Consider the following 26,979-nt stretch of genomic DNA (forward strand, 5'->3'; position numbering starts at 1 on the left):
GTCTCGATGCCGCTACAGCGGAAGGCTTCTGCGTTCTCCCTCTGGTGGCAGTCGATCACGCAGCCAGCCGCAACACTGCAACAGTCCCCGGTCGATCCAGCGCCGCAAGGCGCGGCCCTGTTCGGCGACGAACAGATGCAAGCGCTGGGACAGGCGCTGGCGCAAGCCCATGTGCTGCATACCGGGCCCACGCGCGAGCTGCTGCTGGCGCAGCTCAAATCCAACCAGCGCTCGCTTGGCAGCACTGCTGCACGATTGAGCGAGATGGCGGCCGATGGCGTGCAGCTGCACCCGGCCGGCGAATGGTTGCTGGACAATTATTATCTGGTCGAAGAACAGATGCGCCTGGCGCGCCAGCATCTTCCGCCCGGTTACAGCCGGCAATTGCCGCGTCTGCGCACGCCCACCTCGGTGGGCCTGCCGCGCGTGTATGAGCTGGGCTTGCAGGTGGTGGCGCATGGCGACGGGCGCGTGGATGTCATCACGCTGAGCCGTTTCATCGCTGCCTACCAGCAGGTGGTGCCACTCAAGCTCGGCGAGTTGTGGGCGATTCCGATCATGTTGCGGCTGGCGCTGATCGACAACCTGCGCCGCATTGCCGACGACATCATGCACGATGGACGCGACAGCAGCCTGGCGGCGCATTGGGCGGCATTGCTCAACACCACTGCCGCCACCCAGCCCAAGGATGTGGTGGTGGTGGTGGCCGACCTGGCACGCTCGCAGCCGCCGGCCACCGGTGCATTCGTGGCCGAGCTGACGCGCGGCATCCAGGGCCGCGGGCCGGTGTTGTCGATGGCCAGCGCCTGGGTGGAGCAATGGCTGGCAAGCGAGGGCCACAGTGTGGAAGCGCTGGTGCACGCCGAAAGCCAGCGCCAGGCAGCCGAGCAGGTGTCGATCAGCAACAGCATCGGTAGCCTGCGGTTCCTGGACGAGATGGATTGGCGCGACTTCGTCGAGGCCATGAGCGTGGTCGAGCAGAGCCTGCGCAAGGATCCGGCCGACGTCTACGCACGCATGGATTTTCATACCCGCGATAGCTACCGGCATGTGGTGGAACAGCTGGCGCAGCGCCTGGAGCGCGACGAGCCGGCCGTGGCCGAGGCGGTGCTGCAGCTGGCCGCGCACGCCGATGCCGCCACGCCGGTGGCCAGCCACGTGGGCTATTACCTGGTGGATGCGGGATTGCCGCGGCTGCGTGCCGCGCTGCGCGACCCAGCCGCATCAGGCACGCCGGCGCCGCTGCGCCCACGCGCGCGTCGCGTTGCGCTGCCGGTCTACCTGTTGCCTATCGCAGCGGTCGCGTTGCTATGGACCGGCGTGCTGCTGCAGGGCGTGAGTGCAGCGCCGCCAATGCTGCGGTGGATCACCGCCGGCATCGCGCTGCTGGCCGCCAGCGAGCTGGGCATTGCGCTGGTCAACTGGGTGGCAACGCTGTGGGTGCGCCCGCGTCCGTTGCCACGCATGGACCTGCGCGCCGGCATTACGCCCGACTGCCGCACGCTGGTGGTGATGCCGAGCATGCTGGCCAACCACGAGGCCATCGACGAGCTGGTCGGCGCGCTGGAGGTGCACTACCTGGCCAACCGCGACGCGCAGCTGTACTTCGCGCTGCTCACCGATTTCCTCGATGCCGGGCAGGCGGTGCTGCCCACAGACATGGCGCTGGTGGCGCATGCGGCGCAGCACATCGACCGGCTCAACGCGGCCTATGCCGATGCGCACGGCGACCGTTTCTTCCTGCTGCACCGCGCACGCCAGTGGAACGCTGGCGAGGGCTGCTGGATGGGCGCAGAGCGCAAGCGCGGCAAGCTGGAGGCGCTCAACCGCCTGCTGTGCGCCGACGACGCGCGGCTGCAGGCAGCCAGCGAATTCCTGCAGGTGCAGGGCGATGTGGCCGCGCTGGTGCAGGTGCGCTATGTGATCACGCTCGACAGCGACACCCACCTGCCGCGGGATGCGGCACGCGCGCTGGTCGGGGCGATGTCGCATCCGTTGAATGTGCCGCGCATGGATGCGTCCGGGCAGATCGTCGAGGCCGGTTACGGCATTCTGCAGCCCGGCCTGGGCACCGGCATGAGCGAGGGCGGCGAATCGCGGTTTGCGCGCATGTTCGGCATCGAGCCGGGCATCGACCCGTACACCCGCGTGGTGTCGGACGTGTATCAGGATCTGTTCGGCGAAGGCTCCTTCATCGGCAAGGGCATCTATGCGGTGGCCACCTTCGAGCAGGTGCTGGCCGGCCGCTTCCCCGACAACCGTGTGCTCAGCCATGACCTGCTGGAAGGCTGCTACGTGCGCGCCGGCTTGCTCAGCGACGTGCGGTTGTACGAACGGCATCCGCAACGCTATGCCACCGATGCCAAGCGGCGCGCACGCTGGGTGCGTGGCGACTGGCAGTTGTTGCCATGGCTGTTGCCGTGGGTGCCCGACCGTGGCGGCCGACGCGCGCGCAATCCGCTGTCATGGTTATCGCGCGGCAAGTTGCTGGACAACCTGCGCCGCAGCCTGGTGGCACCGGCCGCCTTGGGCTTGTTGGTGATCGGCTGGCTGGTCTCGCCCACCCCGTTGCGCTGGACGCTGTGGCTGCTGGTGCTGTGGTTGCTGCCGGGGCTGTGTTCGGCGCTGTATGCGCTGGCGCATCCGCCCGAGGGCCTGGGACTGCGCCATCACGCGCGCCAGGTCGGGATGGGGCTGCGTCAGCACCTGCTGCGCACCGGCGTGGTGCTGGCCTGCCTGCCATTCGAAGCGGGGCTGCAGCTGTCGGCAATCGCCCGCACGCTGGTGCGGATGGCGATCACCCGGCGCCACCTGTTGCAGTGGGCGCCCTCCAGCGAAGTGGAGCGCAGCGCGCGCAGCGGCAATGCCGAGCAACAGCTGATGGCCGGCGCCGCCTGCAGTGCGGCCTTGGTGATCGCCGCGGTGGCCTGGTGGTCGCCGCTGGCCCTGTGGGCGGCATTGCCGCTGGGGCTGGCGTGGATGGGCGCGCCCTGGTTGATGGCCTGGCTGGGCGAGCAGCCCGCCGCGCCGGTGGCACAGCTGTCGCAGGAGCAGCGCGCCTTCCTGGGTGGATTGTCGCGGCAAACCTGGGCGTTCTTCGAGAGCCATTGCACGGCGCAGCATCATTGGCTGCCGCCGGACAACGTGCAGGAATATCCGGTCACGGTGGTGGCCAACCGCACCTCGCCGACCAATATCGGCCTGGGCCTGCTGGCCAATCTGGCCGCCTACGATCTGGGCTACCTGACGGTGGCCGGCGCGATGACCCGCGTGGCCGATACCCTGGCCACGCTGGAAACGTTGCCGCGCTACCGCGGCCATTTCTACAACTGGTACGACACCGAAACGCTGGTGCCGTTGTTGCCGCGCTACGTCTCCACCGTGGACAGCGGCAACCTGGTCGGGCATCTGTTGACGCTGCGGCAAGGGCTGCTGGCGCTGGTGGATGCACCGGCGGTGTCGATGGCCGTATTCGATGGCCTGGCCGACATCCTGGGCCTGCTGGCATCGCCAGCACGCACACGCAGCGACGCCGCCACCGAGGCGCTGGACGCAATGGCGCAGAGCGCGCAGCGCATCCGCAGCCAGCCCGCGCCGAACCTGCACCAGGCCGAGCAGGCGCTGGCCCTGCTGCTGGCGCAGAGCCACACGCTCCTGGCGCTGATGCCGGGCAGCGACGACGACGAGCCGTGGCCGCAACGCTTGATCGACAGCTGTGCGGCCGCCCTGGCCGAGGTGGTCCATTGTGCAGGCACGCCTGCCGATACCGATGCGCACGCAACGCAGACGCCTGGCGCCGCCGTCGCCACGCTGCGCCAACTCGCCGCCGGCCACCACACACCTGGCGTACAGACCTGGGCCGCCGCACGCGTGCAGGAGCTGCAACGGCTTGCGCATATCGCCGGGCAACTGGCGCAGATGGACTACGACTTCCTCTACACCCCCGCCCAGCAGTTGCTCTCGATCGGCTACAACGTCGACGACCACCGCCTGGACAGCGGGCATTACGATCTGCTCGCCTCCGAGGCACGCTTAGGGATCTTCGTGGCCATTGCCCAGGGCAAGCTGCCGCAGGACAGCTGGTTCGCACTCGGGCGCACGCTCACCGACACCGGCGCCGAACCGACGCTGCTGTCATGGAGCGGCTCGATGTTCGAGTACCTGATGCCCGATCTGGTGATGCCCAGCTACCCGCAGACGCTGCTGAGCCGCTCGATGCGCGGCGCGGTGCAGGCGCAGATCCGCTACGGCGCCGCGCGCGCGGTGCCGTGGGGCGTGTCCGAATCGGGCTACAACACGGTCGATACGCGGCGCAATTACCAGTACCGCGCCTTTGGCGTGCCCGGCCTGGGGCTCAAGCGCGGCCTGGGCCAGGACCTGGTGATCGCCCCATATGCCAGCGCCATGGCACTGATGGTCGAACCGGATGCGGCCTGCCGCAACCTGCAGCAGCTGCAGGCGCTGGGATTTGGCGGGCGCTTCGGCTTGTACGAGGCGATCGACTACACCCCGTCGCGGGTGCCGCGTGGCGAACACCACGCGCTGGTGCGCTCGTTCATGTCGCATCACCAGGGCATGGCGCTGCTGGCGCTGGACCACGTGTTGCGCGATGCGCCGATGCAGCGGCGCTTTGTCGCCGACCCGCAGTTCCAGGCCACGCTATTGCTGCTGCAGGAGCGTGCACCGCGCGCCGGCGTCTACGTCAAAGGCCTGGCCGACGCGGCGCAACGCCCGGTGGCCGCCGAGGCGGGCATGGCCTTGCGCATCCATCGCGACCCCAGCCTGGCCCAGCCGGCGCTGCAGTTGCTGTCCAACGGGCGCTACCACGGCATGCTGACCTCGGCCGGCGGTGGCTACAGCCGCGCGCGCGACATGGCGGTGACGCGCTGGCGCGAGGACGGCACCCGCGATCACTGGGGCACGTTCTGCTACCTGCGCGATGTGGACAGCGGCATGGTGTGGTCGGCCGCGCACCAGCCCACCTGCGTGCCGGTGGAGCGCTACGAGGCGATCTTTTCCGAGGCCAAGGCTGAGTTCAAGGGCAGCCACCAGCGTTACGACAGCCATCTGGAAATCGCCATTTCCGCCGAGGACGACGTGGAACTGCGCCGGCTGCGCATCCGCAACCGCTCGCGGCAGACGCGCGTGATCGAAATCACCACCTATGCCGAAGTGGTGCTGGCACCGGCGCAGGCCGACGAGGCACATCCGGCCTTCAGCAACCTGTTCGTGCAGACCGAGATCCTGGCCGACAAACAGGCGCTGCTGTGCACACGGCGCCCGCGCGGGCATGACGAGGCGCAGCCGTGGATGCTGCACCTGGTGGCCGTGCACGATGCCGATGTGGCGTCGATCTCCTACGAGACCGACCGCGCCGCGTTTGTCGGGCGCGGGCGCAGCACCCGCGATCCGCTGGCGCTGCACGGTCAGGCCAGCCTGTCCGGCGCAGCCGGCTCGGTGCTGGACCCGATCGTGGCGATCCGCTGCCGTATTTCGCTGGCACCGGACCAACAGGCGCAGGTGGACATGGTCTACGGCGTCGGCACACAGCGCGCGGCCTGCACCGCGTTGATCGACAAGTACCGCGACCGCCGTCTGGCCGATCGCGTGTTCGACCTGGCGCTGACCCAGAGCCAGGTCACCCGCCGGCAGATCAATGCCTCGCTGGACGATGCGATGCGCTACGAGCGGCTGGCCGCGCGCGTGCTGTTCGTGGACCCGCAACTGCGCGCCGACAACGAGGTGCTGCTGCACAACCATCGCGGCCAGTCGGCGTTGTGGAGTCACGCCATCTCCGGCGACCTGCCGATCGTGCTGTTGCGCATCACCGACCCGGACAATCTGGAGCTGGTGCGCCAGCTGGTGCAGGCGCACGCGTACTGGCGCCTGAAAGGCCTGCGCGCGGATCTGGTGATCTGGAACGAAAGCCAGTCCGGCTATCGGCAATCGCTGCAGGACGCCATCCTGGGCCTGATCGCCGCCGACCCCGAGGCCAATGTGCTCGACCGCCCCGGCGGCATCTTCGTGCGCGCCATCGAACACATCTCGCAGGAAGACCGCGTGCTGCTGCAGACCGTGGCGCGCGCGATCCTCAGCGATGCCAACGGCAGCCTGGACGCGCAGCTGCAACGCCACCCCAGCGCACGCGCGCTGCCGCCGGCGCTGGAACCCATCCAGCAACTGGACAGCGCCGATTATCCAAGCAGCACGCACGCCGCCTACCTGGACACCACCCTGCAGGCCGCAGCCGAAGAAGCGGTGGTATTCGACAACGGCCTGGGCGCGTTCGCTGCCGACGGCCGCGAATACCGCATCACCCTGGACCCGGGCACGGCCACGCCGGCGCCCTGGTGCAACGTGATGGCCAATGCGCACTTCGGCACGGTGGTCAGCGACAGCAGCCCCGGTTACAGCTGGGCCGAGAACGCGCACGAATTCCGGCTTACGCCGTGGCACAACGACCCGGTCGGCGATGCCTCCAGCGAGGCGTTCTACCTGCGCGACGAAGACACCGGCCAGGTCTGGTCGCCGATGGCGCTACCGTGTCGCGGCAACGCGCGCTACACGGTGCGCCACGGGTTCGGTTACAGCGTCTACAGCCATATCGAACACGGCATCGGCAGCGAGCTATGGGTGTTCGTCGATGTGGAACGGCCGATCAAGTTCAGCCATCTGCGGCTGAAGAATCTGTCCGGGCGCCCGCGCCGGCTCAGCGTGACCGGCTATGTGGAATGGGTGCTGGGCGACATCCGCACACGCTCGCAGCTGCATGTGGTCAGCGAGGTGGACCTGGGCAGCAGCGTGCTGACCGCGCGCAACCCGTACAACACCGAGTTCGACGGGCGCGTGGCATTCTTCGATGCCGATGCGCCCAGCCGCAGCATCACCGCAGACCGCAGCGAATTCATCGGGCGCAACGGCAGCCTGGCCGCGCCTGCTGCACTCAGCCGGCAGCGCCTGTCCGGGCGCGTGGGTGCCGGCCTGGACCCGTGCGCGGCGATCCAGATTCCGGTGACGCTGGCGGCCGAACAGAGCTTTGAAACGGTGTTTCGCCTGGGCGCGGCGGTGGATCGCGACACCGCGCTGGCACTGGCACGTCAGAGCCGCGGCGTCGCTGCCGCGCAGGCCGCCTTGCTGGCGGTGCGCGCGCACTGGCAGCAGGTGCTGGGCAGCGTGCAGGTGCGCACGCCCGACCCGGCGGTGGACCTGCTGGCCAACGGCTGGCTGCTCTACCAGACCATTGCCTGCCGGTTCCTGGCGCGCAGCGGCTACTACCAGTCCGGTGGCGCCTACGGGTTCCGCGACCAGCTGCAGGACAGCATGGCGATGGTGCACGCGCAGCCGGCGCTGGCCCGCGCGCATCTGCTGCGCTGTGCTGCGCATCAGTTTGCGCAGGGCGATGTGCAGCATTGGTGGCATCCGCCGCAGGACCGCGGCGTGCGCACGCAGTGCTCGGACGATTTTCTGTGGTTGCCGCAGGCGCTGTGCCGTTATCTGGAGGTCACCGCAGATGCCAGCGTGCTGGACGAGCGGGTGAGCTTCATCGACGGGCGCGCCCTCAAGCCCGACGAGGAATCGTATTACGACCTGCCGCAGATCACCGGCAACGTGCAGTCGCTATACGCGCACTGCGTGCTCGCCCTGCAGCGCGGCATGGCACGGCTGGGCGAGCGCGGCCTGCCGCTGATCGGCAGTGGCGACTGGAACGACGGCATGAACCGGGTCGGCAAGGACGGCAAGGGCGAAAGCGTGTGGCTGGGCTTTTTCCTCTACGACGCCTTGTTGCGCTTTTCCGCCGTGGCCACACAGCGCGACGATGCAGCCTTCGCGGCAACCTGCCGCACGCAGGCGCAGGCGTTGCGCACCGCGCTGGAGCAGCACGCCTGGGACGGGCAGTGGTACCGGCGGGCCTGGTTCGACGACGGCACGCCGCTGGGTTCGAGCGATTCGGACGAATGCCGCATCGATTCGCTGTCGCAGAGCTGGGCGGTGCTGTCCGGGGCGATGGATCCGGCACGCAGTGCACAGGCGATGGACGCGATGCACCAGCAGCTGGTGGATGCCGACGCCGGCATCGTCAAGCTGCTGGTGCCCCCGTTCGACCGCACCGGGCACGACCCCGGCTATATCCGTGGTTACGTCCCCGGCGTGCGCGAGAACGGTGGCCAGTACACGCATGCGGCGGTGTGGGCGACGATGGCCTTTGCCCACCGCGGCGACAGCGCGCGCGCCTGGCAACTGGCCGGCCTGATCAACCCGATCCACCACGCCCGCGACGCGGCCGGCATGCAACGCTACAAGGCCGAGCCCTATGTGCTAGCCGCTGATGTCTACGCGGTGGCACCGCACGCCGGCCGCGGCGGCTGGAGCTGGTATACCGGCGCGGCCGGCTGGATGTACCGGCTGCTGACCGAATCGCTGCTCGGCCTGCAGCGCCACGGCGAGCGCATGCACATCGTGCCGTGCATCCCGGCCGGCTGGCCGGGCTACCAGCTGCGCTATCGCTTCGGCAGCAGCACCTATGTCATCGACGTCACCCAACGCCCGGGCATCGAGGCACGGCTGGAGATCGACGGCGTGACCCAGGCCGAGCTGGCTTTCACCCTGGTTGACGACGGCGCGGTTCACGCTGTGGCACTGGACTGGCCGGCGGACGCGACATGAGCACACGCAGACATACCCATACCAGCCATCAACTCGCCGACCTGGGCAAGATGCTGTCGGTCTGGCCGCAGCGGGTGCGCGACCCCAGCCAGTTCTGGCCGCAATTCGATGCCTTGGCCAAAGGCATTCTCGACGAGGCGGACCAGGCGGACCTGCAGCGGGTGCAGCGCCGCCTGCGGCAGCTGCTGCACCGTCACGGACTGACGCGCGCGCAATAAGCGCGGCGGCAATCTCCACGGCGGCGGCTCGGTGGCGGCATCCATGCCGCCACACGGTCCCGCAACCGGCAAGGACACCGCACCAGACAGTTGGTCGGCGCTCATCTGAAAGCTGTCTCTCGTGCGGTGTGCATCAGACGTGGAGCCGATGCTTCACGATTGAACAAGGCGCACCCAGCACTGCTCTTACTTTGCGTATCGACCCTCTCGACGGGTCCTTGCCCGCTCACCGTCGCGGGACCCTGAGCGGCATGGATGCCGCGCCGGAGCCTACAAGGACGTACTTGCGGCGTGTCCTGCGATGGTGGGCGGGCAAGGGCCCTGCAGCCACAGCTGCCGCATACAGCACTCGATGCCGTCATGATCGACTGCGCGCAGCCAGCACGCTTAGACTCCGCGTTTGCACCTGCCAAGGCCGCTGGTGATCGATCTCAATGACATTGCGCTGTACGTGCAGGTCGTGCGCAGCGGCAGTTTTGCCGAGGCCGCGCGCCGCCTGGGCACCGCGCCCAACAGCGTCAGCCGGCGCGTGCAGCAGCTGGAAGCGCAGCTGGACACGCGCCTGATGCAACGCTCCACCCGCAAGCTCACCCTGACCGATGCCGGGCAGGCCTTTTACGAACGTTGCGCCGACGCGGTGGACGGGCTGACCTCTGCCGGGCAGAGCCTGGTGGCAGGTGGCGAGGAAGCGGCCGGCCTGGTGCGGGTGGCGGCGCCGGCGGATTTCCTGGATTTCTTTCGCGTTGAATGGGTGGGCGAATTTCTCGCCGCGCATCCGCGCGTGCGCCTGGAGTTCGTGCTCAGCGACGCCAAGGCCGACCTGATCGCCGAGCGCATCGATGTGGCCTTCCGGGGCGGTGTGGTGACGGACCTGGGCTATGTCGGCCGCCAGATCCTGGCCGACACCAACGATGTGCTGGTGGCCAGCCCTGGCTACCTGCAGGCACGCGGCAGGCCGCTGCGGCTGGATGAATTGCCGCGGCACGACTGCCTCAGTTTCCCGCATCCGAGCGGGTACGCCACCTGGACCCTGGTCGGCCCGTCCGGGCTTGCCGAAGACGTCCAGGTGCAGGCGCGCATGGCTGCCACCACCGCGCGCGCGCTGCGGCTTGCGGCGGTGGCCGGGCTCGGCATCGCGTTGTTGCCGCAGGCGCTCACCTGGCCCGATATCCACGAAGGTCGCCTGACCGTGGTGTTGCCGGATTTTCAACGCAAGGGCCAGAGCCTGTATGCGCTGTATCCAAGCCGGCACCATCTGCCGCGCGCGGTGTCGGCGTTCATCCAGGCCGTGACGACGCGATTGAATGCGGCTGAATGCAAAGAGGTGACTGGCTTGGCGAACAGCGTCGCCATGCCGGGCGTGCGGTGAGCGTGGCGATGCGGAGTGCAGCGGTTTCAACGCCTTGATTCGATCCAGTCTTCGCACCGAGCATGCGCGCGAAATGTGGTCCATCCAGCGGCACGCTGTCCGCTCGTGCAGTGTCGGCACGTGTGAAAGATCGGCACCGCGCAAACCGATGACATGATCGCCAGCGCGGGCGATGCCCCCGGCACGCATCGCCCGCCACATCACTCAGGCAGCAAGCCCATCGATCTGCTGCTGGGCGCTGGCAATCCCCGCCTGGCGGGCGTCTGCGCCAGTGGCCAGGCCTTCGGCCACGATGACCTCGGGGGCGTGCACGCCGACAAAGCCCAGCGCGGTGCGCATGTAGCTCTCTGCATGCTCCAGCGATGCCATCGGCGAGCCGGCGCCATAGAAGCCGCCACGCGCCACCAGCAGGATCACGCGCTTGTTGCCGGCCAGCCCTTCGGGCACGCCCTGCGCGTTGTAGCGGAAGGTCTTGCCGGCCACCAGCACCCGATCGATCCAGGCCTTGAGCTGGGTCGGGATGGTGAAGTTGTACAGCGCCACGCCGATCACCACGGTGTCGGCGTCCAGGAACTCCTGCAGCACCGCCGCACTGGTGGCAAGTTCAGCGGCCAGTGCCGGGCTCTGGTCGCCGGTGGGATTCTGCTGGGCCGCCAGATGCGCGCCGGACAGATGCGCCAGCGGCTCGGCGGCCAGATCGCGGTAGGTCACCGCGATATCGCTGTCGCCGGACCGCAACCTTGCGACGGTGGCCGCCGAGAGCTGACGGCTGGCCGAGTAAGCGCCGAGGATGCTGGAATCGAGATGGAGCAGTTTCATGTCGGTACCTTTGGAAACGTGTGGGAAGTGAGGGGTCCGGCGACGCGTGGCGCAGGCGCACACGCATCGACGTGGTGGAGGTGGTGATTGAGATGAACTGCCGAAGGCGCGCCGGTTGGGAGGTCTACCGCCCTGGGAAGCGTCGGCAGTGCGCCGGTGTGGCTGGCAACCGGCGCGCTGTGCGCCGGCCACACGGCAGCATGCATGGCCGGCCGCTGGCGTCGGGCTCAGGCCAGGCGGCCGCGCGCGCGCAACTGCTCGCCGATGCGGCGGATTTCCGCCTCCCCCTGCGCCAGCGTGGCCTCGCTGGTGTGCACCGAGTAGTGGCCCATCACCAGCGCGTGCGGATGCTTGACCGCCGAGCCCAGTACGAAGGAGGTCGCCCCCACCGCCGCCACCTCGATGGCCTGCTCGGCATCCTTGAACACCGCCATCTGGCCGCTGCCGATGGTCTCGGCCGCTTCCAGCTGGCCGCCGTGCACCGCGATCCAGGCCACCGTGTGACCGGCCGGCGGCACATAGCGCCAGGTCTCGCCGCCGCGCAGCTGCACGCCCAGGTAGGTCATGTCGGCCGGCGCCGGGATCCTGCTTTCCAGCGCGCCGTAGCGACCTAGCAGCACCCGCACCGGGCCGGCCACCGGCACATCGTCGGGCGACAGATACAGGCTTTGCGCCGGGGCATTTTCTTCGCTGGCGGGCAAGGCGACCCACAGCTGGAAGCCCTTAACCGTGGCCTGGCCGGCCAGCCCGCCGTCATGCCAGACGCCGTTGCCGGCACGCATCCACTCCACCCCGCCGGTCGGCAGGATGCCCTGTTCGCCGGTGGAATCTTCGTAGCCCAGCTGGCCACTCATCAGGTAGGTGAGCGTGGCAATGCCCGAATGCGGGTGCATCCCCATCGGCGCACCGCCGATCGACGGCTCGACGGTGAACAGGTCCAGGAACACGAACGGCTTGACCAGCTGGCCCAGGTCGCCCGGGCTCATCAGCCGGGTGATCGGGCCGCGGCTGCTGCCGCGGGTGCGGAACACCACCGGGCGCGGCGCGCCCAGCACGCTAGGCGTGTGCTGCGGCTGAGCGGTGTCGGCGGTCGCCAGTTGTGCGTGCATGCCAGATCTCCTTGCGGCGGGTGGTGGGGCGCGGCCCCGTGAGGCACACAGTAAAGATCCGCCGATTGATGGACTAGCCGGAAGATGTGGAGTGGAGTCGTCCAGAAATCGAAGTAATCGCAGGCGAGCACTGTGGGTCACGCAAGAACGGCCCGGCGCAGCGCCCCGGGCAGCGGCAGGCATGGTGCGTCTGGCACCGCGCCTGCGGCGCAGTCTTCATGCCACGCCAACAACGGCTTCTTCACGCTTGCCACATTCTTCCGCTGGAGACCCCCGATGATCCGCACCCTTGCCCCGCTCGCTGCCGTGTTGTTGCTCTCGGCCTGTGCCTCCAACCAGGTTGCGCAGGTGCAGCCCATCGACGGGGCCATCTCCGGCCAGTGCCATATCGACAAGGTGCGCGGCGCTGTCGGCCTGGCCGCAGCAGCGCAGACCATCGAACGGGCGCGTGTGGACAGCGACAGCCTGCAGGTCAGCGTGCGCCGCGGCGAGCGCGCCACCGGCGGCACCACTGCCAGCGGCCTGGCTGACCCGGCCCAGGGCGCCAGCGAAAGCGGCGGCGATCACCTCACCGTCGAGACCGGCCCGAACAACAACATCACCGCGATCTACTGCGGCTGAGACTGGCCCCCGGCATCGTGGCCGCCCCACCTCGGGCGGCCACGCGTAGGGCGCAGGCACCACGTTGCCTGCAACTGCCGGACCACGCCCAGACCCCACGCTGGCGAACCGGCCAACCGCGCCGCTGGGCGCTATCCCATGGGCTGACGGAACTGGCGTTGGCCCCAGCCGCCGGTGCGGCAGGTGGCAGCATGTCGCCATTCGTCGCCACGGTGCTGATCAAGCTTTAGTGGATCAGCAACATGTTCGATGCGGCGGCCGGATGCAGGCATCTGCCTTGGTCGGCGCCATGACAGCTCCCCAGGGATCGGCGCTCAGCGCGATCGCGCTGCCGGCCGTGGCGGCTGATCTCGCCCGGCCTGCTGTCCATTGCCAGCACCGCACGCCGGATGACGACGCCAGACCATCGTGCGATGGCACGCGTCAATTGGACAGTGCGTGCAAATCGCCTGGATGCGCGCGTGCCTGCACACCCGAGCATGACCTGCCAGTTGTCCGGCGTGCACACGCAACGATGCGCCATCGTTGCTGTCGGTGCGCAGCGTCTGCACGATTGACGCGCTGTGCCCACCGCGCAGTTTGGCTGTCGCCCACCTGTGCAATGCAGGCGTTCGTGCAAGCGCGGCGCGCTGCACCAGGCCATCGCCTGCAGCGACGATCGCCCAGACACCTGCTCTTTGATGACGTCATCAGTGCAGTGCCAACGTGGCCTTGCCATGGCGCCAATGCTGATAAGAACCTGAACTCTCGTGGCCGATTCGCAGTCAGGACAGACGGCGGACAGCGTCTTGCTTTAGCCTTGTTTTTCGCACGATCGCGCATTTGCACCGATATGCGCAGCTACGGTTTGAACGAACTCTTTCAATGTTGTGAGGATAGATGGCTCGTTCGTATATGACGTCGTTTTTTCGCGAATGGCTCACCGCACCCTGCTCCGTTGCCGCGATACTCCCCTCCGGACGCGCACTCGCCTCCGTCATCACATCCGAGTTGTCGGAACAGACCGGCCGCGTTCTCGAACTCGGGCCGGGCACCGGCGTGTTCACTCAGGCAATGATCGACAAGGGCGTGCGGGAAAAGAACCTCATCCTGCTCGAATACAACGCCACCTTCTCCGCGTTGCTCAGGCAGCGCTTTCCACACGCACGCTTGCTGCAGATGGATGTTGCCGATCTCGAATCGGTACCCCGCATCGATGGAGCCTGCGTCGATGCCGTGGTCTGCGGCCTTGGCTTGTTGAACATGCCGGCGCATCAGGTGGCCGCGATCCTGCGTGGCGCCTTCCAGCAGTTGAAGCCCGGCGGCCGGCTGTACTTGTTTACCTACGGATTCAAGTGCTCGGTTCCGGCGCAGATACTCGACGCGCTGGATCTGGAGGCCGTCAGGATCGGGCGCACCTACCGTAACGTGCCGCCTGCGACGACCTACCGCATCCAGCATCGCGCCTGTCGGCGATAGCCTCAGGCCGATGCTGCACGGCGCGGGCGCGCCCCGGCCGCCTTGCGGGGTTTGCTGCTGGTCTTGCCTGGCTTGCTGCGCGAGTCGGTCAGAAAGCGCAGCGTGGCCGCTTCCCACTGGCGCTCGCCGCGCACGCCGGTGGCCATGGCCTGCAAGTGGCCGGCACGCCAGCCTTCGAACACGCATGGGTCGATGTAGGCCTTGCGGCATACCGAGGGCGTGTTGCCCAGCGCGTTGGCCACTTCGCGGATGACATCGTTCTGCACCTGGGTCAGCGCGCGTTCGCTCATGCGCTCGGGCAGCGGCAGGCGCGCCAGCCGTTGCAGCGCGGCCAGCGTGCCGCCCCAGGTGCGGAAATCCTTGGCGGTGAAATCCTCGCCCATCGCCTCGCGCAGGTAGTCGTTGACCTCGCCCGAATCCACCGGCTGCAGCTGGCCGTCGTCATCGCGGTACTGGAACAGCGATTGCCCCGGCAATTGCTGGCATTCGCGGATTAGTTTGACCAGCTGCTTGTCGTCCACTTCGATATCGTGATCCTGGCCGCTCTTGCCGCGGAACTTCAGCCGCGCACGCCCGCCGCGCAGGAATTCCATATGCCGGTTGCGCAACGTGGTCAGCCCGTAGGAACGATTGCTGCGCGCATATTCGGCGTTGCCCACGCGCACCAGGGTGTCGGCCAGCAACGCCACCACGATCGCCAGCACCTTCTCGCGCGGAAAGCCCGGCAGGACCAGATCGCGACGCAGCCGGCGGCGCAGCTTGGGCAACGCCTGGCCGAAAGCGATCACCCGTTCGAACTTGCCTTCGCCACGCACCTGCGCCCAATCGGCGTGGTAGCGGTACTGCTTGCGCCGGCGCGCATCGCGCCCGGTGGCCTGCAGATGGCCGTTGGGCTTGGCGCAGATCCACACCTCGGTATATGCCGGCGGAATGGCCAGGGCGCGGATGCGCTGCAAGGTCTCCGCATCGGCCACGCGCTGCCCGTCTGCGCTGCGGTAACTGAAGCTCTTGCCGGCCTTGCGGCGGCTGATGCCGGGCTGCTGATCGTTGACGTAGGTGAGCCCGGCCGCGCGCGCGGTGGCCTTGGCCTGCGCGACCGCGGCCACGCTCGCCACCGCGGCCGTGGCGGCCACCGCGCCGGCGGCAACGGAGGCCAGCTTGCCGGCCGCACTGGCGGTGGCTGCGGCATTGCGAAGAACACGTTTGGCTTTCATTGCGCACGGATCGAAGGACAGGCACCGATTGTTGGGCCGGGCGGGACTAGGCCGCGTCAACGCTGCGACAACGCCATGTGGGCAAGCGATGCCCGCGAGCAGGTTTTCTGCTTATGCTTGGGCTTCCCCTCACTGTGCTGGAGTTATCGATGCGCGCTGTCCTGCCTACCGCCCGCCTGGCTTGTACCTTGGTCGTGCTGGCGGCATTGAGTGCCTGCGGCTCGCCGCAACCGGACGAGCAGGAAGCCGTCTCCGCCAAGGCGCAGCAAGCCGCCGAACAAGCCGCCGCACCGGCACCGGCCGCCGCGCCCGAGGCACCGCCGATCGGCAGCTGCGATGCCACCCAGGTGCAGTCGCTGGTGGGCCAGGCGCTGACCGATGCGGTGAGCGAACAGGCCCGCACCGATGCCGGCGCCAAATCGGTGCGCGTGCTCAAACCCGGCCAGATGACCACGATGGAGTTCAACGGCGAGCGGCTCAACCTGGAAGTGGATGCCAAGAACGTGATCGCCTCGGTGCGTTGCGGCTGAGCGCCACCTGGCGCCTGTTGGCGAACAGGCGCCGAGCCAGCTGGCACAAGGCCTCGCGGCCGCCCTCGTTGCAGCTGTAACGGTGTATTGCGGCACCGCATCAACTGTGGTCTAGTCGATCATCCGGTGACCTCTTCGAAACGCTCCACGGATCGAGCGCTGCAACGTCGTCGCCGCTCTCCCAGATCGCAAAGAGGCAGACATGGCCCCCCGCACTCGCCAAGGGCTCAACGACTACGGTCTCTACAACAGCGCGCGCGATGAGCGCGACGCCTGTGGTTTTGGCATGGTCGCCCAGTTGGACGACCAACCATCCCGCTCGCTGGTGGACACCGCGATTGCGGCACTCTCGCGCATGACCCACCGCGGCGGCGTGGCGGCCGACGGACTCACCGGCGATGGCTGCGGTCTGCTGATCCGCAAACCCGATGCGTTCCTGCGCGGGCTGGCGCGCGACGCCGGCATCACCGTGGGCACGCGCTACGCGGCCGGCGTGGTGTTCCTGCCGCTGGACGAGAGCGATGCGGCGCGCTGCCGTGCCGAACTGGAAACCCAGCTGCACGCCGCCGGCGTGCACTTCCGCGGCTGGCGCGTAGTACCCACCGACGACAGCGTGTGCGGCCAGCTGGCGCGCGACACCTTGCCGCGCATCGAGCAGGTCTTTGTCGATGCCGGTGCCGAGCAGAGCGAGGACGGCTTCACCCTGGCGCTGTTTCTGGCGCGCCGCCGCGCCGAGCAGGTGCTGCGCGAGGTGGCGGACTTCTATGTCACCACCCTGTCGCCCAATGGCATCAGCTACAAGGGCATGGTGCTGCCGGACAAGCTGAGCACGTTCTACCCGGACCTGCAGCGCAGCGACCTGTCCTCCAGCGCAATCGTGTTCCACCAGCGCTTTTCCACCAATACGCTGCCGCGCTGGCCGCTGGCGCATCCGTTCCGGCTGCTCGCCCACAACGGCGAGATCAACACCATCGAAGGCAATCGCCGCTGGGCGCAGGCGCGCAGCAAGGTGTGGCAGACCCCGCGCTTCGATATCGCGCAGTTCGACCCGGTGATCTCCATGCACGGCTCCGATTCGCAGAGCCTGGACAACATGCTGGAGCTGCTGATCGCCGGTGGCATGGACCTGCTGCAGGCGCTGCGCATCCTGGTGCCGCCGGCGACCCAGTCGCTGGAGTTCAAGGACGCCGACCTGGCCGCCTTCTACGAGTTCTACGGCCTCAACACCGAGCCCTGGGATGGCCCGGCCGGCATCGTCGCCTGCGACGGCCGCTATGCCGCCTGCATGCTCGACCGCAACGGGCTGCGCCCGGCGCGCTGGATGCTGACCTCCGACCGCCATTTCCTGGTGGCCTCCGAGGCCGGCGTGTGGGAACTGCCGGCCGAGCGCATCACCCGCAAGGGCAAGCTGGGCCCGGGCGAGATGATGGCGATCGATCTCAAGCGCGGCGACCTGCTCGATTCGGACGCCATCGACCGCATCAACCGTGCGCGCGCACCCTACAAGCAATGGCTGCAGCAGGGCGTGACCTACCTGCAGACCGAACTGATCGACCCCTCGCTGGTGGAAGAACCCTTCAGCGAGCAGACCCTGCGCAGCTACCACAAGCTGTTCCAGCTCAGCACCGAGGAAGTGGAGCAGATCCTGCGCCCGCTGGCCGAGACCGAGCAGGAAGCCACCGGCTCGATGGGCGACGACACCCCGATGGCGGTGCTCAGCCGCCAGACCCGGCCGCTGTACGACTACTTCCGCCAGGCCTTCGCGCAGGTCACCAACCCGCCGATCGACCCGCTGCGCGAAGGCATCGCGATGTCGCTCACCACCCAGCTCGGCAAGGAAACCAACATCTTCCATGCCGGCGCGGAGACGGTGAACCACGTCATCCTCAACTCGCCGGTACTCAGCCAGCGCAAGCTGCGCCAGCTGCTGAAGATGGAGCAGTACGTCGAGCGCAACCGCCTGATCGACCTGTCCTACAGCGTGGAGGAAGGCCTCAAGGCCGGCCTGGAACGCATCTGCCAGGAAGTGGAAGCGGCCGCGCGCGCCGGTGCGGTGATGCTGTTGCTGTCGGACCGCTACCCGGTGCCGGACCGGCCAATGGCGCATGCGCTGCTGGCCACCGGCGCAGTGCATCACCACCTGTGCAAGGTGGGCCTGCGCTGCGACGTCAACCTGATCATCGAGACCGGCACCGCGCGCGATGCGCACCACATGGCCTGCCTGCTCGGCTTCGGCGCCACCGCGGTGTATCCGTACCTGGCCTACCAGACGCTGTTCGACCTGGGCCGGCGCGGCATCCTGCAGCTGAGCAAGGGCGGCGAGCAGTCGCAGATCGGCCGCCGCTACCGCAAGGGCATCTACAAGGGCCTGTCCAAGATCATCTCCAAGATGGGCATCTGCACCATCGCCAGCTACCGCGGCGCGCAGTTGTTCGAGATCGTCGGGCTGGACCCGGACGTGGTGGAGCTGTGCTTTGCCGAGACGCCCGCGCGCATCGGCGGCGTGGGCCTGTCACGGCTGGATACCGAGGCGCGCGAGCTCACCGCACGCGCCTGGAACGACCAGCTCAAGCCGGAAGTGGGCGGCCTGCTCAAGTACGTGCACGGCGGCGAGTACCACATGTACAACCCCGACGTGGTCATGACGCTGCAGCGCGCCACCCGCACCGGCGATGCCGGCGACTGGCAGAAGTACGTCGACGCGGTGCATGCGCGCCCGGCCTCCACGCTGCGCGACCTGGTCCAGCTCAAGCGTGCCGCGACCCCGACCCCGCTGGACGAGGTCGCCCCCGCGGCCGATGTGCTGCGCCGCTTCGACACCGCCGCGATCAGCCTGGGCGCGCTGTCGCCCGAGGCGCACGAAGCACTGGCCATTGCGATGAACCGTCTGGGCGGGCGCAGCAATTCCGGCGAAGGCGGCGAAGACCCGGCCCGCTACGGCACCGAGAAGCGCTCCAAGATCAAGCAGGTGGCCTCGGGCCGTTTCGGCGTGACCCCGGAATACCTGGTCAACGCCGAAGTGCTGCAGATCAAGGTCGCCCAGGGCGCCAAGCCCGGCGAAGGCGGCCAGCTGCCCGGCCACAAGGTCAACGAACTGATCGCGCGGCTGCGCTACGCCAAGCCCGGCATCGGCCTGATCAGCCCGCCGCCGCACCACGACATCTACTCGATCGAGGACCTGGCCCAGCTGATCTACGACCTCAAGCAGGTCAATCCGACCGCGCTGGTGTCGGTGAAGCTGGTGGCGCATGCCGGCGTCGGCACGATTGCCGCCGGTGTGGTCAAGGCCGGCGCCGACCTGATCACCGTGTCCGGCCATGACGGCGGCACCGGCGCCAGCCCGGTCAGCTCGATCCGCTATGCCGGCGTGCCGTGGGAACTGGGCGTGGCCGAGTCGCACCAGGCGCTGGTGGCCAACGACCTGCGCGAGCGCACCATCCTGCAGACCGACGGCGGCCTGAAGACCGGCCTGGACGTGGTCAAGGCCGCGCTGCTGGGTGCGGACAGCTTTGGCTTCGGCACCGCGCCGATGATCGTGCTGGGCTGCAAGTACCTGCGCATCTGCCACCTCAACAACTGCGCCACCGGCGTGGCCACCCAGGACGAGCGCCTGCGCGCGAACTACTTCACCGGCCTGCCCGAGCGCGTGGAGCATTTCTTCCGTCTGCTGGCCGAGGAAGTGCGCCAGTGGCTGTCCTACCTGGGCGTGCGGTCGCTGGACGACATCGTCGGCCGCACCGACCTGCTCGAACAGCTGGAGGTCTCGCCGCGTGCCGGGGTCAAGGTCGATCTGTCGCGCCTGCTCACCCATGCGCGCTACGACGGCAGCCATTGCGCGGCCCAGCGCCTGTACGAATCGCCCGACAGCCTGGCCACGCAGATGGATGGCCTGCTGGCCGATGCGATCGCCAACAAGACCGGCGGCGACCATCGCTTCCTGATCCACAACACCGACCGCTCGATCGGCGCGCGCCTGTCCGGCGCCATTGCGCGCGTGCACGGCAACCACGGCATGAGCGATGCGCCGTTGAACCTGCGCTTCCGCGGCACCGCCGGGCAGAGCTTTGGCGCATTCAACGCCGGTGGCCTGCAGCTGGAGCTGGAAGGCGAGGCCAACGACTACGTGGGCAAGGGCATGGCCGGCGGCCGGCTGGTGGTGCGTCCGCCGCGCGGTGCGCGCTTCGAGGCGCGCAGCACGCCGATCGTGGGCAACACCTGCCTGTACGGCGCCACCGGCGGCGAGCTGTTCGCGGCCGGCCGCGCCGGCGAGCGCTTTGCGGTGCGCAACTCCGGTGCGCTGGCGGTGGTGGAAGGCGCAGGCGACCACTGCTGCGAATACATGACCGACGGCGTGGTGCTGGTGCTGGGCAAGGTGGGCCTGAACTTCGGCGCCGGCTTCACCGGCGGGCTGGCCTATGTGCTGGATATCGAACGCGACTTCGTGGACCGCTACAACCACGAGCTGATCGACATCCACCGCGTCTCCGCCGAGGGCTTCGAGAACCATCGCCAGCACCTGCACACCCTGATCAGCCGCCACCGCGAGCTGACCGGCAGCATCTGGGCGCAGCAGATCCTGGACGAGTTCCGCGACTACATCGGCAAGTTCTGGCTGGTCAAACCCAAGGCCGCCAGCATCGAGTCGCTGACTGAGTCGCTGCGGCGCGCCGCCTAGTCGTGCTCCCTTCTCCCGCTCGCGGGAGAGGGGTCGGGGGTGAGGGCCGGTGGCCCGCAACCCTCATCCGCCCCTTCGGGGCACCTTCTCCCGCACGCGGGAGAAGGGAATCAGCCACGGATTTCTTTTATGAGCCGCAAGCAAGCCTTCCAATTCCTCGACCTGCCCAGGACCATGCCCACGCGCATTCCCGTGGAGCTGCGTACCTCCGGTGACTGGGGCGAGCTGTACGGCAAGTTCGACAAGGCCGACGCGCAGTACCAGTCCGGCCGTTGCCTGGACTGCGGCAATCCGTATTGCAGCTGGAAATGCCCGGTGCACAACGCGATTCCGCAGTGGCTGCAGCTGGTGCAGGAAAACCGCATCGAAGAAGCCGCCGCGCTGTGCCACTCCACCAATCCGCTGCCGGAAGTGTGCGGGCGGGTGTGTCCGCAGGATCGCCTGTGCGAAGGCAGCTGCACGCTGGAGGAATTCGGCGCGGTCACCATCGGCGCGGTGGAAAAATACATCGTCGATACCGCGTTCAAGATGGGCTGGCGCCCGGACCTGGGCAATGTGCAGCCGAGCGGCTGGCGGGTGGCGGTGATCGGCGCAGGCCCGGCCGGCCTGTCCTGCGCGGACCGCCTGGTGCGTGCCGGGATCGAGGCGGTGGTCTACGACCGCTACGAGCAGATCGGCGGGCTGCTGCAGTTCGGCATCCCCAGCTTCAAGCTGGACAAGTCGGTGATCGGCAAGCGCCGCGAGATCCTCGAAGGCATGGGCGTGCAGTTCCGCCTGGGCGTGGAAGTGGGCCGCGACATCAGCATCGAGCAGTTGCTGGGCGAATACGACGCGGTGTTCCTGGGCACCGGCGCCTACCGCTACACCGATGGCGGGCTGCCCGGGCAGGACCTGAAGAACGTGCTGCCGGCGTTGCCGTTCCTGGTGCAGAACAGCCGCATCGTCAGCGGCAACGACCCGCACGGCCGGCCGATCGCCGGCTGGGAAGACCAGATGGCGCTGCCCGATCTCAACGGCAAGCGGGTGGTGGTGCTGGGCGGCGGCGACACCGGCATGGACTGCGTGCGCAGCGCGATCCGCCTGGGCGCGGCCAAGGTCACCTGCGCGTACCGCCGCGACGAGGCCAGCATGCCGGGCTCGGCGCGCGAGGTCGCCAACGCGCGCGAGGAAGGCGTGCGTTTCCTGTTCAACCGTCAGCCGCTGTCGATCGAATCCGGCGCCGACGACGAGGCCATCGGCGTCACCGTGGTGGAGACCAGGCTCGGCGACCCCGATGCCAGCGGGCGTCGCAACGCGGTGCCGGTGGAAGGCAGCGAATCGCTGCTGGAAGCGGACGTGGTGATCATCGCGTTCGGCTTCTCGCCGACCCTGCCCGACTGGCTGGCCTCGCAGGGCGTGGAAGCCGGCAGCAACGGCCGCATCGTCGCACCGGCCGATGACAACGGCCGCCTGCCCTACCAGACCAGCAACCCGCGCCTGTTCGCCGGTGGCGACTGCGTGCGTGGCGCCGACCTGGTGGTCACCGCCGTGGCCGAAGGCCGCGACGCGGCCGGCAGCATCGTGCAGCTGCTGGGCGTCAAGGCGCAGGTCAAGGAACCGGCCGCCGCCTGAGCGTGGGCTCGGTGCCCGGCGCTGGCTGTCGCGTTGCCTGCAGGCAAGCCACATGCGGCCTGCGCGGCAAGACTGGATAACGCTGCTCGTTGCAGCGTATCCACGGCGCGGGAAAGCGCCCGCATGCGCGACGCAGTAATCGCCTGCGCCTGGCGCAAGGCCAGGCGCGCACCTGCCTGCCACGCCGCCGGACGCCTCTAGGCGCCTCCAGGCGCAAGCCAGCTTCGCCTCCGCACGGGCGTGTCCGGTCCAACCCGCAGCGCGCGACGAACACACCACGTGGCTCCGCCATTGGCCCTGCGCTCAACACGCGCCGGCCGGTGCGCGGTGGCGGCAGACGCAAGCGTCTGGCCGCCATTTGACGCGCTGCACGCACGCCAGCGCCCGCAATCGGCATGCCCGCAGGGCTGTCGCGATCTGCAGCCTCGACGATTGCACCCCCTATGGAAGTGTGATTTAAGTCACATATCTTCTGTCGCCATGTAGCACCGGCCAATCAATCCCCCCCGACGCGCAGGACGTTCTGCGCCGACCTGGAGGTGCCGGGCAGTGACGGCAGTCGGTTCCATCCCGGGTGCGGGCAACGCCGCCGCCGTGGACTCCAGACCTCGTTCACGTGTCGCCGCGCCACGCGGCGGCGAAGCCGTGGGCCTCACCAAGGAAGCAACCTCATGACGCAGCAACTCGCTACCAGCCAACATGGACGCGACGACTGGGTGGACTGGCTCCGCGGCGCCAGCGTATTGATGGTGATCGTGCTGCACGCCTATGGCTTCGCCTTCGATGCCTACCCGGAACTGCGCAGCGGCGCGACCGAGCAAGCCAGTGCCCTGATGCTGTCCATCGAGCACCTCAACCGCTCGCTGGCACCGCTGCGCATGCAGCTGATGTTCCTGCTGTCGGGCCTGTTCGTCGCGCGTGGGCTGGACAAGGGCATCGCGCCCTACCTTGGCGGCAAGCTGCGGCACGTGCTGTACCCGTACCTGCTCTGGTCGGTGCTGATCTTCGCCCTGCGCGAGGCGGGCTCGGTGCTGGCCAAGGCCGAACCCATCGCCTGGCTGGATCTGGGCAAGATCGCGGTCGGCAACGTGGCGCTGACCTGGTTCCTGTTCTACCTGTTCGTGTTCCTGGTGCTGATGCCCTTGCTGCGTCGGCTGCCGCCGCCATTGGTGCTGGCCGCGACCGTGCTGGGCTCGGTCTGCCTGGGTCCGCTGCTGCGCCAGGGCGCAGATCCGTTCTATTACTTTGCGTTCTTCTACATCGGCACGCTGCTGGCCGGCCGGGTGCCGGCACTGCTGCGGCAGGCGCCGCGCTGGATCTGGCCGCTGTCGTGCCTGAGCCTGTGCGCCATCGTGCTGATCGCCAATCTCACCGCGCTGCATGGCATCTGGATCGGCTACCTGCCGCTGGTGGTGATCGCGCTGCCACTGCTGGTCGCTGTGGCGATGTGGGCGAACCGGCAACCGGCCGCGCAGGCGATCCGCTATGTGGGCCGCAACTCGGTGGTGTTCTACCTGAGCCACTTTCCGCCCTTCATCGTGCTGGCCTATCTGCTGCCGCGCTGGATCGACGAGGGAGCGGTGCTGTTCTTTGCCTTGTCGGGGGTCGGCGTACTGGTCCCGGCCGTGCTGTGCCTGCTGCGCGCGCCCGGCCGCCTGCCTGCGCTGAACCTGCTGTTCTCCGCACCGATGCCGGTCCGCCGCCCACGCAGCGCGTTGCCTGCCGTCGGCACGCTGCACGGCTCACCGGTGTCCGCCTAGTGGGCCTGCGTGCCGATGGTGCCGCTCACCGGCGCCATCGATCCAACTGATTACGACCGATGTCGTACGGTCACGCACCACCTGCGGTGCAAGACCCCAGGTGATGCGCGCGAGCATCACCTGGGCCGAGCGCAGCGCCGGCGACGCCCTGCCGCCCTGTGACAAGGCGGCAGGTCGGGCCATCAGGCCGCCTTGTCCAGCGTGGCCATGTCGATCACGAAGCGGTACTTCACGTCGCTCTTGAGCATGCGCTCATAGGCCTCGTTGATCTGATCGGCGCGGATGGTTTCGATGTCCGAGACGATGTTGTGCTTGGCGCAGAAATCCAGCATCTCCTGGGTCTGGCGAATGCCGCCGATCAATGAACCGGCCAGCGTGCGGCGCTTCATGATCAGGTTGAACACGCTCGGCGACGGGTGCGATTCCTCGGGCACGCCCACCAGCACCATCGCCCCGTCGCGCTTGAGCGCATTGAGGAACGGGTCCAGGTTGTGCGGCGCGGCCACGGTGTTGAGGATGAAGTCCAGCGTGTTGGTCTGCGCAGCCATCTGCGCCTCGTCCCGGGAGATCACCACTTCGCTGGCGCCCAGGCGCAGCGCATCGGCACGCTTGCTCTCGGAGGTGGTGAACAGCACCACCGTGGCGCCCATCGCCTTGGCGATCTTCACCGCCATGTGGCCCAGGCCGCCCAGACCGACCACGCCCACCTTTTGACCGGGACCGACCTTCCAGTGCGCCAGTGGCGAATAGGTGGTGATGCCGGCGCACAGCAACGGGGCCACGGCGGCCAGGTTGTCGCTGTGCGAGATGCGCAGCACGTACTTCTGATCGACCACGATGTGGTCCGAATAGCCGCCGTATGTGTTCTCGCCACCCCCGAACATCGGACCGTTATAGGTGCCGGTGAAGCCCTGCTCGCAATACTGCTCTTCGCCTTCCTGGCAGGACGCGCAGCTGCGGCAGCTGTCGACCATGCAGCCGACACCGGCCAGGTCGCCGACCTTGAAGCCGGTGACCGCATCGCCAACCGCAGTGACGCGGCCGACGATCTCGTGGCCGGGCACCGACGGGTAGCGTGTGCTCTGCCATTCGTTACGTGCAGTATGCAGATCCGAGTGACACACGCCGCAGTAGGCAATATCGATCTGCACATCGTTGGGGCCGGGCGCGCGTCGTTCGAACACGAATGGTGCAAGCGGCTGATCGGCAGTGTGTGCGGCGTAAGCGTGGGCTTGACTCATGGGAAAGACTCCGGGATGTGACGTCCCCCGCGACAGTGCGGACGACAAAAGAAATCGTGTTGTAGCTTAAGTCAGGTGCCTGTCGCACTCCTGCGACAGTGCGTCTTGCCTGTCAGGTTGCGGACGCGACCGCAGCGGCATGGTGCGCCCTGCAGGTGTTTGTACGCGATCAAATCGCCGTTGCCGGCGTGAATGGTGCGCTAACGCCGGAGCTTCTACGCTGACCAACCACCGTCCTGACCTGCACCATCCCTGCTGGCCGTGCCCTCCCCCTGCGGCCGCCTACGTCGATGCCGAAGGAGGCTTCCATGTTCCGTTCTCCCCCCACGTTCCCATCCTTGCGCAGCGCTGCACTCGCACTGACCCTGCTGGCCGCGATGCCGCTGGCGCACGCCAAGGAGCCTGGCCATCCTGACAGGCAGTCCAGCGGCCTGAAGTATGTCGGCGTCAATCTGTCCGGTGCCGAGTTCAACTCACGCAAGAAACCCGGCACCCTGTTCAAGGACTATACCTACCCGTCTGCAGCAGATTTCAGCTACTTCGCCGGCAAGGGCATGAATACGATTCGCCTGCCGTTTTTGTGGGAGCGCCTGCAACCGCAGCTCAGCGGCGACCTGGACCCGGCACAACTGGCGCTGCTGAAGAAAGCGGTGGCGGCAGCCAAGGCCAACAAGCAGTACCTGATCCTGGATGTGCACAACTACGCCAAGTACAACGGCAAGCGCATCGGCAGCAGCGAGGTGCCCACCGCGGCGGTCGCGGACCTGTGGCGCCGGCTCGCGCTCGAATTCAAGGACGACGCGTCGGTGATCTTCGGGCTGATGAATGAGCCCAACGGCATTTCCGCCACCGATTGGGCAACCGCGGCGCAGGGCGCGATCAACGCGATCCGCAAGACCGGCGCCAGGAACCTGATCCTGGTGCCGGGCACCGCCTACAGCGGCGCACACAGCTGGCGCAGCGCCAGCTACGGCGTCTCCAATGCCAAGGCCCTGGAAATCCTCAAGGACCCGGGCAACAACCTGGCCTTCGAAGCGCATCAGTACCTGGACAACGACTACAGCGGCACCAAGCCGGTGTGCACCAGCGCCACGGTCGGCGAAGAAAAGCTGCGCGGCTTCACCGCCTGGCTGCGCGAGAACAAGCAGAAGGGCTTCCTGGGCGAATTCGGCACCGCCAACAACCCGGTCTGTGACCAGGCACTGGAAGGCATGCTGACCTACATGGAAAAGAACAGCGACGTGTGGCTGGGCTGGACCTGGTGGGCCGCTGGCGCATGGTGGAAGCCGGAGTACTTCTTCACCGTGCAGCCGGGCAAGGACGGCAGCGACAAGCCGCAGATGTCGATTCTGAGCAAGTACGCACGCCGCGCGACCAAGTAGCCCACGCGGGCGGGCCGCTCACGGTGGTCGCGGCCTGTGCTGCGGCCACCGTTTTTTTTTGCGCCATCGTCCATGTCCTGCCACGGAGAAGCGATGGGATCCGCCGACGATTGCCTGCTGCGCGCTGCATCGCTGGCAGACACCAGCGCACTCAGCGTGTCGCAGGATGCGCATTGGCGGTCCGCTGCCGGACGCATGGCGCAGCCCACAACGCACGCGCTGCACATGGCACATACCAAGTTCCGCGATCGCAGCAGGTGATAGTTGCGCGTGCCGGCGTGCTGATCCCAGCGCGTCGCACCGCGGCC

General features: G+C 67.9%; 14 protein-coding genes. 10 read left to right on the forward strand and 4 right to left on the reverse strand.

Going from position 1 to position 26,979, the window contains the following annotated elements; all coding sequences use genetic code 11:
• Positions 1–135 precede the first annotated feature (135 nt).
• The 3 genes from EO170_RS01595 to EO170_RS01610 all read left to right on the forward strand — a co-directional run bounded on the left by EO170_RS01595 (position 136) and on the right by EO170_RS01610 (position 10,251).
• Positions 136–8,664, forward strand: a complete 8,529-nt coding sequence (locus EO170_RS01595) for a glucoamylase family protein (protein WP_206513965.1) — start codon at positions 136–138, stop codon at positions 8,662–8,664.
• Positions 8,661–8,882: a hypothetical protein gene (locus EO170_RS01600; RefSeq protein WP_104585956.1), complete on the forward strand. Its 222-nt coding sequence runs from the start codon at positions 8,661–8,663 to the stop codon at positions 8,880–8,882. Before EO170_RS01595 ends, EO170_RS01600 begins: the two co-directional genes overlap by 4 nt.
• Before the next feature lie 421 nt (positions 8,883–9,303).
• Positions 9,304–10,251 carry a LysR family transcriptional regulator gene (locus tag EO170_RS01610; RefSeq protein WP_104650095.1) on the forward strand — a complete coding sequence of 316 codons (948 nt, stop codon included), beginning with the start codon at positions 9,304–9,306 and terminating at the stop codon, positions 10,249–10,251.
• A 204-nt stretch (positions 10,252–10,455) separates the two neighbouring features.
• Here the strand turns inward: EO170_RS01610 and EO170_RS01615 are convergent, their stop codons facing one another.
• Together EO170_RS01615 and EO170_RS01620 are read right to left on the reverse strand one after the other, a co-directional pair.
• Positions 10,456–11,070, reverse strand: coding sequence for an NAD(P)H-dependent oxidoreductase (locus EO170_RS01615; protein WP_126942014.1), 615 nt, complete (start codon positions 11,068–11,070; stop codon positions 10,456–10,458).
• A 227-nt stretch (positions 11,071–11,297) separates the two neighbouring features.
• Complete coding sequence (locus tag EO170_RS01620) at positions 11,298–12,179, reverse strand: pirin family protein (protein ID WP_104586233.1); 882 nt, start codon at positions 12,177–12,179, stop codon at positions 11,298–11,300.
• A 276-nt stretch (positions 12,180–12,455) separates the two neighbouring features.
• Here EO170_RS01620 and EO170_RS01625 point away from each other — a divergent pair, with 276 nt between their 5' ends.
• Together EO170_RS01625 and EO170_RS01630 are read left to right on the forward strand one after the other, a co-directional pair.
• Positions 12,456–12,800 carry a hypothetical protein gene (locus EO170_RS01625; protein ID WP_016901594.1) on the forward strand — a complete coding sequence of 115 codons (345 nt, stop codon included), beginning with the start codon at positions 12,456–12,458 and terminating at the stop codon, positions 12,798–12,800.
• A gap of 894 nt (positions 12,801–13,694) precedes the next feature.
• Positions 13,695–14,258, forward strand: a complete 564-nt coding sequence (locus tag EO170_RS01630; RefSeq protein WP_241239373.1) for a methyltransferase domain-containing protein — start codon at positions 13,695–13,697, stop codon at positions 14,256–14,258.
• 2 nt (positions 14,259–14,260) lie between these two features.
• Here EO170_RS01630 and EO170_RS01635 read toward each other — a convergent pair whose 3' ends face one another.
• The gene (locus EO170_RS01635; protein ID WP_241236711.1) at positions 14,261–15,562 is read right to left on the reverse strand and encodes a DNA topoisomerase IB; all 1,302 of its coding nucleotides are present in this window, start codon (positions 15,560–15,562) and stop codon (positions 14,261–14,263) included.
• A gap of 59 nt (positions 15,563–15,621) precedes the next feature.
• On the opposite strand from EO170_RS01635, the gene EO170_RS01640 reads away from it, so the two are divergent.
• The 4 genes from EO170_RS01640 (at position 15,622) to EO170_RS01655 (ending at position 24,048) form a co-directional block, all read left to right on the forward strand.
• Entirely contained in the window at positions 15,622–16,002 is a 381-nt protein-coding gene (locus EO170_RS01640) for an I78 family peptidase inhibitor (RefSeq protein ID WP_104586236.1), read from the forward strand.
• A gap of 202 nt (positions 16,003–16,204) precedes the next feature.
• Entirely contained in the window at positions 16,205–20,677 is a 4,473-nt protein-coding gene (gltB, locus tag EO170_RS01645; RefSeq protein ID WP_126942018.1) for a glutamate synthase large subunit, read from the forward strand.
• Between the two features lie 129 nt (positions 20,678–20,806).
• Positions 20,807–22,288, forward strand: a complete 1,482-nt coding sequence (locus tag EO170_RS01650) for an FAD-dependent oxidoreductase (RefSeq protein WP_115675515.1) — start codon at positions 20,807–20,809, stop codon at positions 22,286–22,288.
• Between the two features lie 671 nt (positions 22,289–22,959).
• Complete coding sequence (locus EO170_RS01655) at positions 22,960–24,048, forward strand: acyltransferase (protein WP_126942020.1); 1,089 nt, start codon at positions 22,960–22,962, stop codon at positions 24,046–24,048.
• A gap of 182 nt (positions 24,049–24,230) precedes the next feature.
• Here EO170_RS01655 and EO170_RS01660 read toward each other — a convergent pair whose 3' ends face one another.
• Positions 24,231–25,289, reverse strand: a complete 1,059-nt coding sequence (locus tag EO170_RS01660) for an NAD(P)-dependent alcohol dehydrogenase (protein ID WP_126942022.1) — start codon at positions 25,287–25,289, stop codon at positions 24,231–24,233.
• A gap of 308 nt (positions 25,290–25,597) precedes the next feature.
• On the opposite strand from EO170_RS01660, the gene EO170_RS01665 reads away from it, so the two are divergent.
• Positions 25,598–26,671 (forward strand): glycoside hydrolase family 5 protein, encoded by a 1,074-nt coding sequence (locus EO170_RS01665; protein WP_126942024.1) that lies wholly within the window; start codon positions 25,598–25,600, stop codon positions 26,669–26,671.
• Positions 26,672–26,979: the final 308 nt, after the last annotated feature.

The sequence above is a fragment of the Xanthomonas sp. BRIP62409 genome (assembly GCF_003992965.1).
Taxonomy (GTDB): Bacteria; Pseudomonadota; Gammaproteobacteria; order Xanthomonadales; family Xanthomonadaceae; genus Xanthomonas; species Xanthomonas euroxanthea.

What these genes read in the sequence shown, in the direction of transcription:
- gltB (WP_126942018.1), top strand. Translation starts at nt 16,205, where the DNA reads ATGGCCCCCCGCACTCGCCAAGGGCTCAACGACTACGGTCTCTACAAC.
- EO170_RS01650 (WP_115675515.1), top strand. Translation starts at nt 20,807, where the DNA reads ATGAGCCGCAAGCAAGCCTTCCAATTCCTCGACCTGCCCAGGACCATG.
- EO170_RS01595 (WP_206513965.1), top strand. Translation starts at nt 136, where the DNA reads ATGCAAGCGCTGGGACAGGCGCTGGCGCAAGCCCATGTGCTGCATACC.
- EO170_RS01665 (WP_126942024.1), top strand. Translation starts at nt 25,598, where the DNA reads ATGTTCCGTTCTCCCCCCACGTTCCCATCCTTGCGCAGCGCTGCACTC.
- EO170_RS01620 (WP_104586233.1), bottom strand. Translation starts at nt 12,179, where the DNA reads ATGCACGCACAACTGGCGACCGCCGACACCGCTCAGCCGCAGCACACG.
- EO170_RS01640 (WP_104586236.1), top strand. Translation starts at nt 15,622, where the DNA reads ATGCGCGCTGTCCTGCCTACCGCCCGCCTGGCTTGTACCTTGGTCGTG.
- EO170_RS01600 (WP_104585956.1), top strand. Translation starts at nt 8,661, where the DNA reads ATGAGCACACGCAGACATACCCATACCAGCCATCAACTCGCCGACCTG.
- EO170_RS01625 (WP_016901594.1), top strand. Translation starts at nt 12,456, where the DNA reads ATGATCCGCACCCTTGCCCCGCTCGCTGCCGTGTTGTTGCTCTCGGCC.
- EO170_RS01655 (WP_126942020.1), top strand. Translation starts at nt 22,960, where the DNA reads ATGACGCAGCAACTCGCTACCAGCCAACATGGACGCGACGACTGGGTG.
- EO170_RS01660 (WP_126942022.1), bottom strand. Translation starts at nt 25,289, where the DNA reads ATGAGTCAAGCCCACGCTTACGCCGCACACACTGCCGATCAGCCGCTT.
- EO170_RS01615 (WP_126942014.1), bottom strand. Translation starts at nt 11,070, where the DNA reads ATGAAACTGCTCCATCTCGATTCCAGCATCCTCGGCGCTTACTCGGCC.
- EO170_RS01630 (WP_241239373.1), top strand. Translation starts at nt 13,695, where the DNA reads ATGACGTCGTTTTTTCGCGAATGGCTCACCGCACCCTGCTCCGTTGCC.